We start from the raw sequence: 18243 nt of genomic DNA, 5'->3' as shown, positions 1-18243 counted from the left end.
AAACGGCTGAACAATAAAAAAGAGCCCTCTCGATCCTGTTAAAAGGACGAAGAGAACTCTCTCGCGGTACCACCTTTTTTCATGAATGCAAAAAAAACGCATTCACGCACTTAAATGGGATAACGGGACTTTCCCGAATTTCTCTACTTTTTGTTCGAGAAATTGCGCTCCTGGGCGACCTTCCAAAAAAGACTGACTGGGAGCCTTTCAGCGAACCGGCTTCCCTCTCTGCAAGCGTCTGTTTTTGTACTCTTCCCATTCAAAGCGGGTGATCATTGACTTTTCAGCACGTACTTTTTCTTATATTACTAAATCTTTTTCATTTTCGTCAATCATCTTTTCCGTTTTTCTCTTGTTTTATACGAGACTGGGCCATGCACACAAGCTCCTTTTCCTCATATGATGCTGTAACGATAAGGAGAGGAGGCATAAGATGCGAAAAAAATTCAACACACATTCATTCCAGCCGTGGCTGAAGCAAGTCAGGCTTGTTGCTGTTCAAGTCGTCCTCCCGATCACGATCTTCCAGGGCATACGCACGATCATCTTTCCTACCACATTTGATGTCCTCCTTTTGGGCATTCTCATATTCCTTGCGTGCGCCTTTCACCTTGACTGGATATAGGCACGAAAAAAGTCCGCATCATGATGATGGGGACTCTGTTTCTTCCTGCAGTTTTCTGTTTTCTTCCGTCTCGTGAATGCTCATCACAAGCGGTTCGGCGTTTTTCATTTGCCAGTACGCCTTCAAAAGCGTTGTACAGGCTTCTTTTTCTCCGGGCCCCTTCTCAAGGTCGTAGCGGTTCAGCACGCCGAATACAGGCCCGGGGTAAGCCATATAGCTGAGGAATAAGCTGATTTCTTCCTCCCGCAAAGGATAGACATTGTGATACGTATAAAACCAGTTTACACATTCTGTGTACATAACGGGATTCGTCTTAAACATTCTTGTAAAAAATACGATGAGATCGTTCGCAGGGGGCCCGTGTCCCGCTTTCTCAAAGTTCGTAAAGTAACCCGTTCCGGTATCGTTATAGAGAAAATGCCGGACGGACAGCTGCCCGTGGTTTAAAACCATTCTGGAAGACTCTTTGTCTTTCATGGTCTCATACCATTCTTCAAGGCGGGCAAGCGCAAAGTCTGCAGCTGATATCGTCTCTTTGAAATACATGGCTGCCTGAAGCTGGAACGGGGACATATACCATTCGTTTTCCGCTCTTGAGATGAATTCTTCATATTTCTGTTTTTGCTGTTCCCATTTCCGTTTTGTCCGTTCATAGTGCCCGAGTATTTCTTCCCGTCTCACACCGAGCTCTTTTTCCGTCCGCTTGTGAAGAAGAGCGATTTCTTTAAACATATATTCGTGTTTTTGATCACGCTCTTCCTCTCTTTCAAGGGTAAGCCAAGGCATGAGATAACAGACATCTTCTCCGGCTTGCGTTAAAAATTCGCCCGTGCGGTTTCGATAGACGGGAACGAACTGCCTGTAGCCTTTTTCCTCCAGCATGATCATCTGTTCTGTGAAGCGGGCGTTTCTTGAAGCCGCCAATTTTTTCAGGGCGAATACACCGTGATCCGTATACACTTTCCATACCTTTGGACTGACCGATTCCATATATTCAGGCGTAAGACCGTACTCATTTAAAACAGACTGGATGCCTTCCATCGGCTTCACCACATTTTTATCAATGCATTAGGCATGGCTGTTTTGATAATCCGGTATATAAAGGATCTGTCCCTCTTTTAATTCCTCGTCAAGGGAAAGGGAATTCATCCGGATGAGCTGCTGGACGTTAATATCATAGCGCTCGCACAGAAGATCAATGGTATCGTTTTGCTGAACGATGCACATCCTCATTCGAGTAAACTCCTCCTCTCCCTGTTTTGTAAACAGCTTTGTCAAATAGAGAGCATTGTCATTCTCCTTCGCTGACACTTCCTGTTCGTCTGCTGCCGGCATCTCATCTCTTTCTTCTTCGGGCTCCGTCTGCTCATGAAACGAATATTCCGGGATTTCAATGGTATGTCCGGCTTCCTCTTCTTCATCAATCGCTTCTGCTTCCTGTGTCACTTCAACTTCAAACGTCTCAGGCTCCCTGTCATTCTGGTCTTCCTCCAAAAGAGGCGGAACACCGTAGAACGGGGTTTCTTTCGGTTGATCATGAGGTTGATAAGCCCTTTGGAGCGGCTCCGGCTCTTCTTCCGCTTCTTCCCTTTTTAACTCGTATTCTTCCGGCTCTGCTTCTTTCCCCTTTTTGAGCTCATATTCTCCCGGCTTTGCTTCTACTTTCTCCCTTTTCAGCTCGTATTCTTCCGGCTTTGCTTCCGCTTTCCCCTTTTTGAGCTCATATTCTTCCGGCTTTGCTTCTACTTTCTCCCTTTTGAGCTCATATTCTTCCGGCTCTGCTTCCGCTTTCCCCTTTTTGAGCTCATATTCTTCCGGCTTTGCTTCTACTTTCTCCCTTTTGAGCTCATATTCTTCCGGCTCTGCTTCCGCTTTCCCCTTTTTGAGCTCATATTCTTCCGGCTTCGCTTCTACTTTCTCCCTTTTCAGCTCATATTCTTCTTCTTCCGGATGTTCAAGAGCGGCGTCTTTTTGATTTTCCATTTCGCGCTTCGAACGCTCTGCCGCAGACAAAGACGCTGTAAAAAACGGCTTTGCTTCCTCTGTATCGTCTCCGAGAAACGACTGGTAAATCGGAACCGCTTCCTCATCGGTATCATTTTCTTCTGCCTCTTCATACGGCTGTTCTTCGTCCTGCACTTCATAAGATCTGTCAAGCTGAATCAAAAATTCTTCCTCTTTACCCTGCTCTTCGTCGTCTGAAGGTGATCTGAAGGCAGGCTCGAACTCCTCTTCCGGCTGGACGGCCGCAGGCATAGTACGCGGTTCTTCTTCTCCCGCTTCACCGCTTACATTCAAGAGGCCTTCAATCGCCAAATCAGCTTGAATCGTCAGCATCCTCGCATCTGTCAGCTGATAATCGAAAGCGTCAATAAAAACAAATACGTCGTTTAAATGATTGACCTTGTCTTTCGGGATGGTGATATCCACTGGGAAACAATGCGTCAGCTCTGCGCTGCCGTCCCCTTTCAGCTTTACATCTTCCACAAATCGGCTTGTCGCAGGCAGCTGTGCATACTCCCGGGTTTGATCTATGTTGTATTCGCCTGTCAGCTCTAATGACCCTCTTATGGATACATAATCATTTACTTCCTGAACGGTAATGTCAGGGTCCAATGAAATCGATAATAATTCGGATACTTCCTGTCCTTTTTGAAAACAGATTGACTCTTCTACAGAAAATTGCAAACGATTGTTTTGCGGCAAACTGATATCCTCCCTTCACCTAATTTTTAAAATTAGATGTCAGTAAAGATGTATGAGAAAAGCAGGCAGAATATGAACAGAAAATCATAAGCCGTTACCGGCACCATGCAAAAAAGGGCCGCCGGCAATGTCCGGCAGCCCTTTTCTTTATCTGGAGCGGCTGATTCTTTCGAATACGCGTTCAGCAGCTTGAATCGTATGCTCAATGTCGTCATCCGTATGAGCGGTTGACAAGAAAAGCCCTTCAAACTGTGAAGGCGGGAGAAACACGCCTTCATCGGCCATCCCTTTATAATATTCGGCAAACAGTCCGAGGTCAGACTGTTTCGCTGTATCATAATTGATGACCGGTTCATTTGTGAAGAAAAAGCCGATCATAGACCCCGCCCGGTTAAATGTACACGGAATGCCATTTTTCTCTGCAGCTTCAGAAATTCCTTTTTCCAGACGGTCTGCTTTGCGGGAGAACTCTTGGTAGGATTCAGGAGTCAGCTGTTTCAATGTTTCGAGTCCGGCTGTCATGGCAAGCGGGTTGCCGGACAGCGTGCCGGCCTGATAGATCGGACCGCTCGGCGCAATTTTCTCCATGATTTCCGCCTTTCCTCCATAAGCGCCGACAGGAAGACCGCCGCCGATCACTTTTCCGAGGCAAGTCAAATCAGGCGTCACTCCGAAATAGCCTTGCGCACAGTTGTAACCCACCCTGAAGCCTGTCATTACTTCATCAAAAATCAGCAGAGCGCCATGCGTCTCAGTCAGCTCGCGAAGCCCTTCGAGGAACCCTTTAACCGGAGGTACGACACCCATATTGCCCGCGACAGGTTCAACGATAACGCCGGCAATGTCCTCTCCGAATTCCTGAAAGACAAGCTTCATGCTTTCCAGATCATTGTAAGGAACGGTAATCGTGTTTTTTGCAATGCTTTCCGGAACTCCGGGGCTGTCAGGGAGGCCGAGCGTTGCTACTCCAGAGCCCGCTTTAATCAGCAGGGAATCACCGTGTCCATGGTAGCAGCCTTCAAATTTCACGATTTTGTTACGGCCTGTGTATCCGCGCGCCAGCCGCAAGGCGCTCATCGTCGCCTCCGTACCGGAGCTCACCATCCGAACGATTTCTATGGAAGGAACGCGCTCGATGACAAGCTCGGCAAGCTCGGTTTCCAGTTGTGTCGGTGCACCGAAGCTTGTTCCGTGTTCTGCCGTTTTTTGAATTTCTTTCACCACTTTTTCATTGCTGTGTCCTAAAATAAGCGGTCCCCATGACAAGACATAATCGATGTATTCGTTTCCGTCAATATCATAGATTTTTGATCCTTTTCCCCGCTCCATAAAAATCGGGTCCATGTTCACTGATTTAAAGGCTCTGACCGGGCTGTTCACCCCGCCAGGCATGACTCGTTGCGCCTCTTCGAATGCCGCTTTAGACTTCTCATAGCTCCGCATCCTCTAAAACCCCCCAGTTCAAATTCTTATTCCGAAATCCATTTTGCCGCATCTTTTGCAAAGTACGTAATGATCAAATCGGCGCCCGCCCGCTTCATGCTTGTCAGCATTTCGAGAACAAGAGCTTTTTCTTCAATCCAGCCGTTTTGGGCCGCGGCTTTGACCATTGCATACTCCCCGCTTACATTGTATCCGACAACAGGCAGGTTAAATTCGTTTTTCACTTCTCTGACGATATCAAGATATGAAAGGGTCGGCTTGACGATCAGGAAATCGGCGCCTTCTTCCACATCGGATTTTGCCTCCCGGAGAGCCTCCCTGCGGTTGGCATAATCCATTTGGTACGTCTTGCGGTCGCCGAACTGCGGGCTGCTTCCCGCGGCATCGCGGAACGGGCCGTAAAATGCGCTCGCATATTTTACAGCGTACGACATGATCGGCACATTTGTAAATCCTTCCTGATCAAGCGCATCCCTGATGGCGGCAACGAAACCGTCCATCATGTTTGACGGCGCAATAATGTCAGCGCCTGCACGGGCTTGGCTGACAGCGGTTTTTGCCAAAAGAACAAGCGATTCGTCATTTAAAATTTCACCGTTTTCCACCAGGCCGCAGTGACCGTGGTCCGTGTACTCGCATAGGCACGTATCGGCGATAACGACAAGTTCAGGAAAGTCCTGTTTAATTTGTGCAATCGCTTTTTGGACGATGCCGTGATCGTGATAGGCTCCGCTTCCCACATCATCTTTGTGCTCAGGCACGCCGAAGACGATCACAGATTGAATGCCGAGGCTTGCGACTTCCTCCATCTCCTCTTTCAAACGGTCCAAAGACAGCTGGTACACGCCCGGCATAGAAGGAACTTCGCTTTTGACGTTCTCTTCCTCGGTAACAAATATCGGATAAATGAAATCAGATGCTCTTAACTCGGTTTCCCTTACCAATTTCCGCATACCTGCTGTCGTCCGCAGGCGGCGGTGTCTTTGAAATGATGCTTCCATTAGTCATTCTCCCTTTCTTGAAATGCGGCACATTTCGCGCAGCATTCCGTCGATTGTATAGACGTCCGGCATATATGATGGAATTCCGTAGTCCGACAGCGCCTTCTTTGTCAAAGGCCCGATCGTAATAAAAGCCGTCCGGTTCTTTTCGGCCCACGCTAAGCTCTCCTCTTTCAGAATGGACATGAATGTATGTACCGTCGAAGAACTGGTAAACGTCACAAAATCAAAAGACGCGTGCTTTGCTGCTTCCTTCAGGTCCAGAATTCCCCTTTCATCACGCACGGTTTCATACAAAATCCATTCCGAAACTTGAATTCCGAGAGGAGAGATGGTTTTCTTGATGACGTCCCGGGATAAATTCCCTTTTAAAACGACCACTTTGTCATGACGTCCGGCATTTTGCTTAAGTGCCTCCGCCAAATGTTCAGCCACGTATAACTCCGGCATCAGATCGACAGAAAGACCCCTGTCGCGCAAATACCGGGCTGTTTTTTCACCGACAGCAGCAACCTTCGCCTTTGATGCGGGAGGATCGCACAACCCGGCGTCCTTTAAATAAGAAAAAAAGAATTTTGCCCCGTTCACGCTTGTAAAAACAAGCCAGTCCGCACTTTCAAGATCTGCTCGAAAGCGCCGGGCCTGTTCTGGCGGAAGGGCGGGCCGAAACGAAATCAATGACGTTAAAACAGCTTCCCCGCCCAAAGCCTCCACCTTTTCCCTGAAAGATTGGGCTTGCGCTTTATTGCGGGTGACGAGCACTTTCTTTCCCTGTAAAGGAAGATCATGCTTCATGGTCTTCCAGCTCCTGTTTCACCCGGTCAATCAGTGCCTTTGCTCCTTTTTCCGACATGACTGCGGCGCATTCTCTGCCGACAGCCTCCGGATCTTTTCCTTTTACTGTTTCTCTGTATACGGTTTTTCCGTCAGGCGATGCCACAAGACCGGTCAGTTCGATGACGCCGTCTTCGTCCATCTTTGCAAATCCTGCGATCGGCACTTGGCAGCCGCCTTCCATCGCATGAAGAAAAGCGCGCTCAGCCGTGACGGTCAGCTGTGTGTAGCGGTCGTTCAGGCGCGAAAAGAGAGACAGCAGCTCCTCATCAGAGCCTCTGCACTCGATCGCCAAAGCGCCTTGCCCAACGGCGGGAAGGCAGCTTTCCGGATCAAGAAATTCAGTGACGACATCGTCCTTCCACCCCATTCTTGACAGGCCGGCCGCAGCTAAAATAATCGCGTCGTAATCTTCGGTTTCAAGTTTTTTCAGCCTTGTATCGATATTTCCCCTGATCCACTTGATCTCAAGGTCGGGGCGCATTTGCAAAAGCTGTGCGCTTCTTCTGAGGCTGCTCGTTCCGACAACTGCGCCTTGTTTCAAGTCAGCCAGCTTTTGACGGCCTTTTGAAATGAGAACATCCCTGGCGTCTTCCCGTTTTGGAATGCAGCCGACCATCAGCCCTTCAGGAAGCGCCGACGGCATGTCCTTCATGCTGTGAACGGCCATATCAATTTCCCCGGAGAGCATCGCCTGTTCGATTTCTTTGACGAACAGGCCTTTTCCGCCGACCTTTGACAGCGTAACATCCAATATCCGGTCGCCTTTTGTAACGATTTCCTTTATTTCAAACGTGAAATCCGGATTTAATTCCTCCAGCTTTTTGATCACCCATTTTGTCTGGGTCATCGCCAATTTGCTTCTTCTTGAGCCTACAATGATGTTTCTCATGTTTTCTTCCTCCCAATCCGTCACGGGCAACCGTTTTAACTAACTAAACCAATGAAACTGCGAAAAGCTGCCGAGCAAAAAGAAATTGATTAAAAGAACAAGAAAAGACGCGGCATTCCACATGGCCGCGATCCTTCCCTGCAGCTCTTTGACAATCCTGATAAATAAATAGTATCCGTATAAAAAAAGCAGCACGATCGATCCGAGCACTTTCGGATCGGCCCAATACAGGGTTTCAAGCGATACATACGACCAGATAATCCCCAGAATCAGGCTCAGCAGAAGCATGGGAACGCCGATGATATTGAGGACATAAGCCATATGATCAAGTTTTGACAAATCTTCGATTCTCAAGAGCCATTTCCCCCACTTCTTCTTTTTCAATAAGCGATACTGAAAAAGATACAGCACGGAAAAGACAAAGGACAATGAAAATGCCCCGTACGAAAGAATCGCCATTGTAATGTGGATGATCAAGAGCTCGGACACGAGCCTGCCCGAAAGCTCCGCCGACTGCTGAGCCGTTGGAGTAAATGTGTGGATCGCCGCCATTGAGAAGCCGATGAGATTGGTGAAAAAAACGAGAAATTCCACTTTCAAAAGCTTCGTCAAAACGAGAGACAGCGTGACGAGCACCCACGCGTAAAAATAAAGCCCCTGCGCATTATTCAAAACAGGAAACTGATCTGTGTACTGCATGAAATAAAAAAGGTATACCGTCTGGAGAATCCAGACAATAGAAAGCAACCAGAAGGCCGCTTTTCCCGCCTTCCGGTTGTGCTGTAAAAAGTCTATAAAATAAAAGAGAACGGTGAACGCGTACAACACGATTGTAACTTCGTTAAGCCTTGCTAACAATGTGTCTGTCATGTCTGTCACTCGCTCGCGATAGAAGTCAAACCCTGCGGATTTTGCCGCTTAAACGCATGAACCGGCTGACGTTCGTCTTGTCTCTCACCGTCAGGAAAAGCCGCTTCTTCAATATCAAAAATCTGCGTGAACAGTGCAAGCTTTTCTTCGGCATCAGCTTCTGACGCAAACTCCTTCACTTTTAAAATCGGGTCGCGCAAAAGCTGGTTGATAATGCTTTTCGTATGCTTGTTTAAAAGTTTTTTCTCCCTTGTGCTCAAATGAGGGAGCTTCCGTTCGATGCTCTGCATCGTTTCCGCCTGGATCGTCAAGGCTTTTTCCCTGAGAGCCGAGATGACCGGCACGACGCCGAGCGTATTCAGCCATTGTTTAAAAGAAACGATCTCAGCTTCAATAATCAGCTCCACCTCTTCGGCAACGGCCTGGCGTTCCTTCAAATTTTCTTCGACGATCCCTTCAAGATCGTCAATATCGTACAGGAAGACGCCTTCCACTTCGCTGAGAGCCGGGTCAAGATCCCGCGGCACGGCAATGTCCACCATAAAAAGCGGACAGCCTTTGCGAAGCTTATTGACATGTTCGATCATCTCTTTTGTGACGACATAGCCGCTGGCGCCGGTCGAACTGATGAGAATATCGGCTTCCATCAAAGCGCATTGCAGCTCATTCAAGCTTTTCGCCGCGCCTGAAAAACGGCCGGCAAGCTCCTTCGCTTTTGAAAATGTTCTGTTGATCACCGTAACCTGTCCGATTCCGTGGCCGTGCAGGTTTTGAACCGCAAGCTCACCCATTTTGCCCGCCCCGAGAATCAGCACGTGTTTATCGGAAAGGTCGCCGAAGATTTTCCTGGCAAGCTCGACGGCGGCATAGCTGACGGATACAGCATTTGAAGCAATGTCCGTTTCGGCATGGCAGCGCTTTGCGACCGTGACCGCCTGCTTAAACAAACAGTTGAAAACGGTACCAATTGTCTTCTCTTCCTGAGCCAGCTTAAAACTTGTACGCACTTGGCCCAAAATCTGCGTTTCTCCAATAACCATCGAATCCAATCCGCACGATACGCGGAACAGGTGTTCAACGGCCCCGTCGTTTTCATAAAACTTCAAGTAAGGCGAAATGTCCTCTTTGCTTAATCCGAACCAGTTCGCCAAAAACATTTTCATATAATAACGTCCGGTGTGCAGCTGATCAACGACTGCATACAGCTCTGTCCGGTTGCATGTCGACACGATGATGTTCTCAAGTATGCTTTTTTCTTCTTTCAATTGCGCCATCGCCTGCCCCAGCTCATCCGGCTGAAAGGTTAACTTTTCACGTATATCAACAGGGGCTGATTTGTAATCCAATCCCACGACAAGTATATGCATAACTCTTGCTTGCACCCCCAACATCTATCTAAATTAGAATGATTATAATATAGAATTTATTATTCAAAACGATTATAACATATATTCACTATTTTCTCTTCCCAAAATGTGAACAGATTTTAAAAAATTGATGTGATATAGTAGAAAATGTGTTTCTATTTCTTTCACTACATCAAGAAGGTGATACTTTGAAAAAGAAATCTGTTTTGCTTCCATTGCTGTTGATAGCCGTTGCTGTCTACGCCTTTTTGCGGTCGGGCCGGATCAGCCTGTTTGACGGCCAGGAAGAATGGTCTGTACTTGCAGGTCTCGTCGGACTGGCTCTTTTTTATCAGGGACAGAAGGAAGCCGATTCCGCCCATTCCTTTGCAGGGCTCTTAATGACAGCGATCGGCGTTTATTTCACATTTAAAGAGGACTATTTCAGCCGCGCGGATGATTTTGCGGTCATCGTGCTGATCTTCGGTGCGGCGCTGCTTGTCAAATCGTTTAAGACAAAAGAATATCAATATGAAAGTCTGCTGATGATCGCGGTCGCCCTCTATCTTTACTTTTTCCGGCAAATTGCCGCCTGGCTGAAGTCGGTGAATATCGAGACGGCATATGTAGAAGCTTATTGGCCGGCCGCTTTTATCGCGGTTAGTCTGCTCTTATTATTCTTAAAAAGAAAATAGTTTATTCAAGAAAAAGCACTTGCATCAATCCCGCAAGTGCTTTTTCTTTTATCTCGCGATCATTTGCTCGATCGCCGACCATGCTTCTTGTTTACCCTTTTTCGTTTCGGAGGAAAACAATATGAGCCGGTCTTCTTTTTCTATATTAAGCGTCTCTTTGACGACTTTGGCATGCTTTTCCCATTTGCCTTTAGGGATTTTATCCGCTTTTGTCGCAATCACGATCACAGGAATTTCATAATGCTTTAAAAAGTCGTACATCATCACATCATCCTGTGAAGGAGCATGCCTGAGGTCGACGATTTGAACGACCGCTTTCAGTTCTTCGCGGGATGTCAAATACGTCTCTATCATACGGCCCCAAGCCTCGCGCTCCGTTTTGGAGACTTTTGCAAATCCGTAGCCGGGCACATCGACAAAGTGAAGGACATCGTTAATGATATAAAAGTTTAATGTCTGTGTTTTGCCCGGTTTTGAAGATGTCCTCGCTAAGTTTTTACGGTTGATCATTGTATTGATGAATGACGATTTTCCGACATTAGATCTCCCTGCAAGGGCGATTTCCGGCAGTCCCCCTTCAGGGTACTGCTCGGGTTTCACCGCACTGATGACAATCTCTGATTTCGTTACTTTCATTTCTCTTCTCCTACTAGCGCATGCTTTAGAACTTCGTCCAGGTGAGCGACGGGAATGAAGGTCAAGCCTTCCCGCACGCTGTTTGGAATGTCCTCAATGTCTTTTTCATTATCTTTCGGCATAATGACAGTCTTTAAGCCGGCACGGTGTGCGCCGAGCGCCTTTTCCTTCAAGCCGCCGATCGGAAGAACGCGGCCTCTTAACGTGATTTCGCCGGTCATGCCGACATTTCGCGAAACAGGTCGGCCCGTCAGCGCCGAGACAAGAGCCGTCGCCATTGTGATCCCCGCGGATGGGCCGTCCTTCGGAACGGCTCCTTCCGGCACGTGAATGTGAATATCGTGTTTTTCGTGAAAATCAGGGCTGATGTTCAACTCTTCCGCCTTTGAACGGACATAGCTGAATGCGGCCTGCGCCGACTCTCTCATGACATCGCCGAGCTTTCCGGTCAAAATGAGCTTGCCTTTCCCGGGGGAAAGAGACACTTCGATGGACAGCGTATCACCGCCGACCGTCGTGTAGGCAAGACCTGTGACAACGCCGATCTGATCGTCGAGCTCAGCCTGTCCGTACCTGAACATTCTTTTTCCTAAATAGTCTTCAAGGTTTTTGTCTGTGACCGTAATTCTTTTTCTTTCCCCTGATACGATCAGCTTCGCCGCTTTTCTGCATATCGCTGCAATTTGGCGTTCAAGATTTCTGACGCCGGCTTCCCTCGTATAATAGCGAATGACGTCCAGGACAGCCTGCTCCCGTATTTGCAGATTGGATTTTTTCAAACCGTGTTCTTTCAGCTGTTTTGGAAGCAGATGGTCTTTGACGATTTCGACCTTTTCCACTTCCGTATAGCCGGCGATCGTGATGATCTCCATGCGGTCTCTGAGCGGGCCGGGGATTGTGGCCAGGTTGTTCGCGGTTGCGATAAACAAAACCTTTGATAAGTCAAATGTCTCTTCAATATAATGGTCGCTGAACGTATGGTTTTGTTCAGGATCGAGCACTTCCAGCATCGCTGAAGCGGGATCTCCCCTGAAATCCGACGCCATTTTGTCAATCTCGTCCAAAAGGAATACGGGATTGTTCTTGCCTGCTTTTTTCATCCCCTGAATGATGCGGCCCGGCATGGCGCCTACATATGTGCGGCGGTGACCGCGGATTTCAGATTCATCCCTCACGCCGCCAAGGGAAATGCGGACGAATTTGCGTCCGAGCGATTTGGCGATCGATTTCGCCAGAGAGGTTTTTCCAACACCCGGAGGGCCGGCCAAGCATAAGATCGGTCCTTTTAACGAGCGGGTCAGCTTCTGGACAGCCAAATATTCGAGAACCCGCTCCTTCACTTTTTCAAGGCCGTGGTGTTCTTCATCGAGAATTTGACTGGCGAGCTTTAAATCCAGCCTGTCTTCTGTTGCATCGTTCCATGGGAGAGAAATAAGCCATTCGATATAATTGCGGATGACAGAGCTTTCAGCTGAGCTGGACGGAATTTTTTCGTACCGGTTCAGCTCTTTAAGCGCGGTTTCTTTCACATTGTCAGGCATTCCGGCCTGCTCGATTTTTTCGGTCAGCTTTTGGACCTCGCCCGTTTTTCCTTCTTTATCGCCAAGTTCTTTTTGGATGGCTTTCATCTGCTCGCGCAGGTAATACTCCTTTTGTGTTCTTTCCATTGAACGCTTGACGCGCTGCCCGATCTTCTTTTCAATCTCAAGGACTTCTTTTTCATTGTGAATCAGGTCGATTACTTTGTTCAATCTGGCTTTGACATCGATCGTTTCCAGCACTTCCTGCTTGTCTTTCAGCTTGAGCGGGAGGTGGGAGGCGACAATATCGGCCATTCTTCCCGGCTCTTCAATATCTGTCACAGCGGCAAATGTTTCCGCCGATATTTTTTTCGAAATCTTTATGTATTGATCGAAGTGGTCAAGCAATGTGCGCATGAGTGCTTCATCTTCAACATCTTTTTCAGTCTCTTCATCGATTCGCTCGATTTTTACAGACGTATATTCATCTAAGTCATGGTACTCAAGAATGCGGGCGCGCTGCAACCCCTCCACCAAAACGCGGATTGTTCCGTTCGGCAGCTTGAGCATCTGCTTGATTTTCGTATAGGTTCCGAATGTAAAAATCTCGTCTTCATCCGGTTCGTCTATGGATATGTCCTTTTGCGTTGCCAAAAAGATCATATGGTCATTCATCATCGCCTGTTCAAGTGCCTGAACCGACTTTTCACGCCCGACGTCAAGGTGCAAAACCATCGTCGGATAGACGAGTAAACCTCTTAAAGGGAGGAGCGGGATGTTTCGTTTCGTTTCATCTGCCATTTTGACTGACACCTCCGTAACTTTAGTATGAACCATTATAATATACTTTTTTTATTCCTGTACAATTGTAAGCCCGGCGAAATAAAAAGGGTCTCCTGTAGTATACCCTTTCTTTCAGTTCTGAAAAAGGAAAAGATGTCCTCCGCTAAGAAAACATGCCGGCTCCCGGCTTCGGAGAAACCGCCCCGAAAAAAATCCCCATCTGAAACGATGGGGATTTAAACGGATTCTCTTTTCATTTGAACGCCGTCGGGCATTTCTGAAGGAGGGTTGACCAATACGAGGTCGAGTACTTCCTGCAAGGTTTTGACGGGAACGATATGTATGCCTTCTATCCGCTTTAAAATCGACTGAACATTTTCGTGCGGAATAATGACTGTTTTTGCCCCCGCATGCTTGGCCGCTTTGATTTTCGGAATCACGCCGCCGATCGGCTTTACCCGGCCGTTCAGGCTGATTTCACCCGTCATGGCGACAGTATGGTCTATCGGAATCTTATGAATAGCGGAGAATATGCCCGCCGCCATTGCAATCCCTGCAGATGGTCCGTCAACCGGGATACCGCCGGGGAAATTCACGTGAATATCATAATCCGAAGCTTTGACTCCCATTGTCCGCAATACAGTCATGACGTTTTCGACCGATCCTTTCGCCATGCTTTTCCGGCGGATCGATTTTGACTGGTTGCCGATACTCTCTTCTTCTGCAATGCCTGTGATATTAATCGATCCTTTATCAGCCGCCTGATTGACTGTGACCTCAATTTCGAGCAGCGAACCGCTGTTAGGCCCGTGGACGGCAAGTCCGTTGACGATGCCGACCTGCGGTTTAGAGGCGATTTTTTGTTCGTATTTCGGTGTCAGCTGGCTCGAATGGATCACCCATTCGATATCTTCAACCGTCACCTCGTCGCGCTCTTCAGTCAAAGCCATTCCGGCGGCGATTTGCATCATATTGACGACTTCGCGGCCGTTTCTCGCATACCGCGTCAACAGGTCGAGTCCTTCCTCTGCGACTTTCTTTTGAATCTTATCTGCCGCTTTTTTGGCGACCGTTTTTAATTCGTGCTTTTCAAGGTCGCGGAAGAACACTTCCAAACATCTCGACCGAATGGCAGGCGGGATTTCATCAGGCATCCTTGTCGTCGCGCCGATCAGTCTGAAATCCGCCGGCAGCCCGTTTTGAAAAATGTCGTGAATATGCTTGGGGATTTGCGTGTTTTCTTCACTGTAATAGGCGCTTTCCAAAAAAACTTTCCGATCTTCGAGCACCTTCAGCATTTTATTCATTTGAATCGGATGAAGCTCTCCGATTTCATCGATGAATAATACTCCACCGTGTGCATGCGTGACGGCTCCCTGCTTTGGCTGGGGAATTCCGGCCTGCCCCATCGCTCCGGCGCCCTGATAAATCGGATCGTGGACCGAACCGATCAACGGGTCGGCGATTCCCCGCTCGTCGAAACGGGCCGTTGTCGCGTCAAGCTCGACAAAGGCGGAATGTTCCTGGAACGGTGAGCGCTTGTTCTTTTTCGCTTCTTCAAGGACAAGCCTTGCAGCTGCCGTTTTTCCCACACCTGGAGGGCCGTAAATAATGACATGCTGCGGATTCGGTCCGCAAAGGGCGGCTTTCAGCGCTTTAATGCCGTCCTCCTGGCCGACGATGTCTTTAAAAGCCGTCGGCCTCACCTTTTCCGATAAAGGTTCTGATAAATGGATTGATCTCATTTTCCGGAGCTGTTCCATCTCTTTTTTGGACTCTCTGTCTATCGTAACCTTTTGGGTTCTTTGATTTTTGAGCAAATTCCAAAAATATAATCCGATGATGATCCCGAAAAATAGTTGTACAAAAAGTGCAATGCTCGTCCAGCTCAACTGATGGTCCCTCCTGAAATGGTTTCGTATCTTTAGTATGTCAGATAGTATTTCCTGATCAGGGAGGGAATAAACGTACAGAAAGGGATTATTTTGCTTTTGAAGCCGTCACTCTGCTCCGGGATGCCGACGGTTTCCGGATGCAAAAAAAGAACCTCCTTTAGGCCAGGAGGTTCTCTGCATTATGCTGAAGTTTTTTTGTCTTTATTGACGACCGTGCCGTCTTTCATAATGAGACGCGGCGGTTCGCCGTCAGTGACGGTTTTGCCTGTGATCACGCATTTTTCAATATCCTCGCGAGACGGCAGATCAAACATCACGTCGAGCATGATTCCTTCGATAATGGAACGAAGTCCGCGTGCTCCTGTTTTACGTTCAATTGCTTTTTTAGCGATTTCTGTGAGCGCTTCGTCTTCAAACACAAGCTCCACATCATCCAATTCAAGCATTTTTCTATATTGTTTAACAAGCGCGTTTTTCGGTTTTGTTAAAATTTCAACCAGCGCTTTTTCATCCAGCGGCTCAAGGCTTGCGATGATCGGGAGACGGCCGATGAATTCAGGGATCAGCCCGAAGCGAAGCAAGTCTTCCGGAAGCACTTTGGAAAGAAGCGCTTCTTTTTCAAGGTCTTCATGCTTGTTGTCAGAGCCGAAGCCGATGACCTTCTGGCCGAGACGGCGCTTGATGATCTGCTCGATTCCGTCAAAAGCTCCGCCGCAAATGAACAGGATGTTGGTTGTGTCAATTTGGATGAACTCTTGATGAGGATGCTTTCTTCCGCCTTGTGGAGGAACGCTGGCAACCGTACCTTCAAGAATTTTAAGCAATGCCTGCTGAACGCCTTCGCCTGATACATCGCGTGTAATCGAAGGGTTCTCGGACTTTCTGGCCACTTTATCGATTTCATCGATGTAGATAATGCCTTTTTCCGCTTTTTCAACATCGTAGTCAGCTGCCTGGATCAGCTTAAGCAAAATGTTCTCCACATCTTCACCGACATAGCCTGCTTCAGTAAGCGACGTGGCATCCGCAATGGCGAACGGCACATTCAGGATGCGGGCAAGCGTTTGAGCAAGAAGCGTTTTTCCGCTTCCAGTCGGTCCGATCATGGAAATGTTACTTTTTGACAGCTCGACGTCGTCGACTTTGCTGTTCGAATTGATCCGCTTGTAATGATTGTAGACGGCCACGGCAAGGGATTTTTTTGCCTGGTCCTGGCCGATGACGTATTCATCAAGAATCTCGCGGATTTCCTTTGGCTTCGGAACATCTTTGAACTCCACTTCTTCTTCAGAGCCGAGTTCCTCTTCTACAATTTCAGTGCAAAGTTCGATGCACTCGTCACATATATATACGCCTGGTCCGGCGACAAGCTTGCGTACCTGATCTTGTGTTTTACCGCAAAACGAGCATTTCAATTGTCCTTTTTCCTCGTTGAATTTAAACATTCTTTCACCCCTTATATCCTTGTCATTCCTGTTTCTTCGTTAAAAGAAACATCGCTTGAAAACATTCGTTCCATTATGTATTGCATTTTACCACACTTTCCAAAAAGGCGATAACGTTGTGTTTGCCGTCCGGCATATTCAATATGTATGTTGATCAAAACGACATTATCTATCCTTTCCCAAAGAAAAGATGATAAGTCAAAATTGTATAAAACAAGGCACGAAACATTCGCGCCCTGTTTTATATAAAGTATGATTATGAAACATATTAACGGTTTTCTACAAGAAAATCAATTGCTTTGCGAACTTTTAAGTCCTCTTTCATTCCGTCTGTAGAACCGATTGCTTGTTTGATGTTTTCAACAGGCATGTTGTATGCTTCAGCCATTTTAGAAAGCTCTTCTTCGACTTCTTCGTCAGTGACTTGAAGGTTTTCCGCTTTGGCGATCGCTTCCAGTGTCAGGTTGGATTTCACGCGTTTTTCAGCATCCTCTTTCATTTGCTCTTTCAGCGCGTTTTCATCCTGTCCTGAGAATTGGAAGTAAAGCTCAAGGTTCATGCCCTGCATTTGCAGACGCTGTTCGAATTCTTTCATCATGCGGTCAAGCTCTGTGTCGATCATCGCTTGAGGAATGTCAGCCTCAGCGTTTTCAGCTGCTTTCAAGACAAGCTCTTCGCGAAGTTTAGCGTCCGCTTCGTTTTCCTTTGCTTCTTCGAGACGTTTTTTCGTTTTTTCAGTCAGCTCGGCAAGCGTTCCAACTTCCTCGTCGACATCTTTCGCAAACTCGTCATCAAGCTCAGGAAGCTCCTTCGCTTTGATTTCGTGAATTTTCACTTTGAATACCGCAGGTTTGCCCGCAAGCTCTTCCGCGTGGTATTCCTCTGGGAATGTCACTTCAACGTCTTTTTCAGCACCGGCTTCAAGTCCGACAAGCTGATCTTCAAAGCCCGGGATGAAAGAGCCTGAACCGACTTCAAGGGAATAGTTTTCCGCTTTTCCGCCTTCGAATGCTTCGCCGTCTACGAATCCTTCGAAGTCAAGAACAACAGTGTCCCCTTCTTCAACTTTGCCGTCTTCTTTTACAACGAGTTCAGCCTGGCGCTCTTGGAGAGACTTAAGTTCGTTTTGAACGTCCTCATCCGTTACGGCAGTATCGTCTTTTTCAATGCCAAGGCCTTTGTATTCGCCAAGTTTCACTTCAGGCTTAACCGTTACCTTCGCAGTGAAGATCAGGTTTTCGCCTTTTTCGATTTTTTCCACATCGATTTCCGGACGGTCAACAGGCTCAATGCCCGCTTCCTCTACCGCTTTCGGATACTCGACAGGAAGCAGGATGTCCAGCGCATCCTGATAAAGCGCCTCAACGCCAAAACGCTGTTCAAACAAACCGCGCGGCACTTTCCCTTTGCGGAATCCAGGAATGGATACTTGCTTTACGACTTTTTTAAATGCATCATCAAGGGCTTTATTAAAGGTATCGGCATCTACCTCAACCGTTAAAACGCCTTCGTTTCCTTCTTGCTTTTCCCATTTTACTGACATGTGTTTCCC

The 18243-nt window shown here is 47.6% G+C and carries 15 protein-coding genes and 1 other annotated feature; of the genes, 2 read left to right on the top strand and 13 right to left on the bottom strand.

What is annotated here, in order from left to right:
- Positions 1-39 precede the first annotated feature (39 nt).
- Positions 40-272 (bottom strand) — a binding site (T-box leader).
- 161 nt (positions 273-433) lie between these two features.
- Positions 434-625, top strand: coding sequence for a hypothetical protein (locus tag ACVC9U_RS04590; protein WP_020452457.1), 192 nt, complete (start codon positions 434-436; stop codon positions 623-625).
- Positions 626-643: 18 nt separating this feature from the next.
- On the opposite strand, the gene ysxE is transcribed toward ACVC9U_RS04590, so the two are convergent.
- From ysxE to hemA, 8 genes are all read right to left on the bottom strand, one after another.
- On the bottom strand, positions 644-1666 hold the full coding sequence (ysxE, locus tag ACVC9U_RS04585; protein ID WP_075752030.1) for a spore coat protein YsxE: 1023 nt from the start codon (positions 1664-1666) through the stop codon (positions 644-646).
- 27 nt (positions 1667-1693) lie between these two features.
- Positions 1694-3331, bottom strand: coding sequence for a LysM peptidoglycan-binding domain-containing protein (locus tag ACVC9U_RS04580; RefSeq protein ID WP_441390152.1), 1638 nt, complete (start codon positions 3329-3331; stop codon positions 1694-1696).
- Between the two features lie 147 nt (positions 3332-3478).
- Entirely contained in the window at positions 3479-4774 is a 1296-nt protein-coding gene (gene hemL / locus ACVC9U_RS04575; RefSeq protein ID WP_075752028.1) for a glutamate-1-semialdehyde 2,1-aminomutase, read from the bottom strand.
- 26 nt (positions 4775-4800) lie between these two features.
- Entirely contained in the window at positions 4801-5775 is a 975-nt protein-coding gene (gene hemB / locus ACVC9U_RS04570) for a porphobilinogen synthase (protein WP_441390151.1), read from the bottom strand.
- Between the two features lie 3 nt (positions 5776-5778).
- Positions 5779-6570 (bottom strand): uroporphyrinogen-III synthase, encoded by a 792-nt coding sequence (locus tag ACVC9U_RS04565; protein WP_044789850.1) that lies wholly within the window; start codon positions 6568-6570, stop codon positions 5779-5781.
- Positions 6560-7501 carry a hydroxymethylbilane synthase gene (hemC, locus tag ACVC9U_RS04560; RefSeq protein ID WP_145838381.1) on the bottom strand — a complete coding sequence of 314 codons (942 nt, stop codon included), beginning with the start codon at positions 7499-7501 and terminating at the stop codon, positions 6560-6562. The genes ACVC9U_RS04565 and hemC overlap by 11 nt, the downstream gene beginning before the upstream one ends.
- A gap of 39 nt (positions 7502-7540) precedes the next feature.
- Positions 7541-8371, bottom strand: a complete 831-nt coding sequence (locus ACVC9U_RS04555) for a cytochrome c biogenesis protein (protein WP_011198166.1) — start codon at positions 8369-8371, stop codon at positions 7541-7543.
- A gap of 5 nt (positions 8372-8376) precedes the next feature.
- A complete protein-coding gene (gene hemA, locus ACVC9U_RS04550) occupies positions 8377-9738 on the bottom strand; it encodes a glutamyl-tRNA reductase (protein ID WP_441390150.1) in 1362 nt (453 codons plus the stop codon).
- Between the two features lie 188 nt (positions 9739-9926).
- Here hemA and ACVC9U_RS04545 point away from each other — a divergent pair, with 188 nt between their 5' ends.
- On the top strand, positions 9927-10412 hold the full coding sequence (locus ACVC9U_RS04545; protein ID WP_003184074.1) for a hypothetical protein: 486 nt from the start codon (positions 9927-9929) through the stop codon (positions 10410-10412).
- A 48-nt stretch (positions 10413-10460) separates the two neighbouring features.
- On the opposite strand, the gene yihA is transcribed toward ACVC9U_RS04545, so the two are convergent.
- The 5 genes from yihA to tig form a co-directional block, all read right to left on the bottom strand.
- Positions 10461-11048 (bottom strand): ribosome biogenesis GTP-binding protein YihA/YsxC, encoded by a 588-nt coding sequence (gene yihA, locus ACVC9U_RS04540; protein WP_003184076.1) that lies wholly within the window; start codon positions 11046-11048, stop codon positions 10461-10463.
- Positions 11045-13369, bottom strand: coding sequence for an endopeptidase La (lon, locus tag ACVC9U_RS04535; RefSeq protein ID WP_009329308.1), 2325 nt, complete (start codon positions 13367-13369; stop codon positions 11045-11047). The genes yihA and lon overlap by 4 nt, the downstream gene beginning before the upstream one ends.
- A gap of 218 nt (positions 13370-13587) precedes the next feature.
- Complete coding sequence (gene lonB, locus ACVC9U_RS04530; RefSeq protein WP_271726749.1) at positions 13588-15243, bottom strand: ATP-dependent protease LonB; 1656 nt, start codon at positions 15241-15243, stop codon at positions 13588-13590.
- A gap of 182 nt (positions 15244-15425) precedes the next feature.
- Positions 15426-16691: an ATP-dependent protease ATP-binding subunit ClpX gene (clpX, locus tag ACVC9U_RS04525; RefSeq protein ID WP_003184083.1), complete on the bottom strand. Its 1266-nt coding sequence runs from the start codon at positions 16689-16691 to the stop codon at positions 15426-15428.
- Between the two features lie 268 nt (positions 16692-16959).
- On the bottom strand, positions 16960-18234 hold the full coding sequence (tig, locus tag ACVC9U_RS04520; RefSeq protein ID WP_011198167.1) for a trigger factor: 1275 nt from the start codon (positions 18232-18234) through the stop codon (positions 16960-16962).
- Between the last annotated feature and the right edge of the window lie 9 nt (positions 18235-18243).

The organism is Bacillus sp. GM2 (genome assembly GCF_056155945.1).
The sequence above is the reverse complement of the archived record's forward strand: the minus strand, read 5'-3'. Positions and strand labels throughout refer to the sequence as shown.

What these genes read in the sequence shown, in the direction of transcription:
- ACVC9U_RS04590 (WP_020452457.1), top strand. Translation starts at nt 434, where the DNA reads ATGCGAAAAAAATTCAACACACATTCATTCCAGCCGTGGCTGAAGCAA.
- ysxE (WP_075752030.1), bottom strand. Translation starts at nt 1,666, where the DNA reads ATGGAAGGCATCCAGTCTGTTTTAAATGAGTACGGTCTTACGCCTGAA.
- hemL (WP_075752028.1), bottom strand. Translation starts at nt 4,774, where the DNA reads ATGCGGAGCTATGAGAAGTCTAAAGCGGCATTCGAAGAGGCGCAACGA.
- hemB (WP_441390151.1), bottom strand. Translation starts at nt 5,775, where the DNA reads ATGGAAGCATCATTTCAAAGACACCGCCGCCTGCGGACGACAGCAGGT.
- ACVC9U_RS04565 (WP_044789850.1), bottom strand. Translation starts at nt 6,570, where the DNA reads ATGAAGCATGATCTTCCTTTACAGGGAAAGAAAGTGCTCGTCACCCGC.
- hemC (WP_145838381.1), bottom strand. Translation starts at nt 7,501, where the DNA reads ATGAGAAACATCATTGTAGGCTCAAGAAGAAGCAAATTGGCGATGACC.
- ACVC9U_RS04555 (WP_011198166.1), bottom strand. Translation starts at nt 8,371, where the DNA reads ATGACAGACACATTGTTAGCAAGGCTTAACGAAGTTACAATCGTGTTG.
- hemA (WP_441390150.1), bottom strand. Translation starts at nt 9,738, where the DNA reads ATGCATATACTTGTCGTGGGATTGGATTACAAATCAGCCCCTGTTGAT.
- yihA (WP_003184076.1), bottom strand. Translation starts at nt 11,048, where the DNA reads ATGAAAGTAACGAAATCAGAGATTGTCATCAGTGCGGTGAAACCCGAG.
- lon (WP_009329308.1), bottom strand. Translation starts at nt 13,369, where the DNA reads ATGGCAGATGAAACGAAACGAAACATCCCGCTCCTCCCTTTAAGAGGT.
- clpX (WP_003184083.1), bottom strand. Translation starts at nt 16,691, where the DNA reads ATGTTTAAATTCAACGAGGAAAAAGGACAATTGAAATGCTCGTTTTGC.
- tig (WP_011198167.1), bottom strand. Translation starts at nt 18,234, where the DNA reads ATGTCAGTAAAATGGGAAAAGCAAGAAGGAAACGAAGGCGTTTTAACG.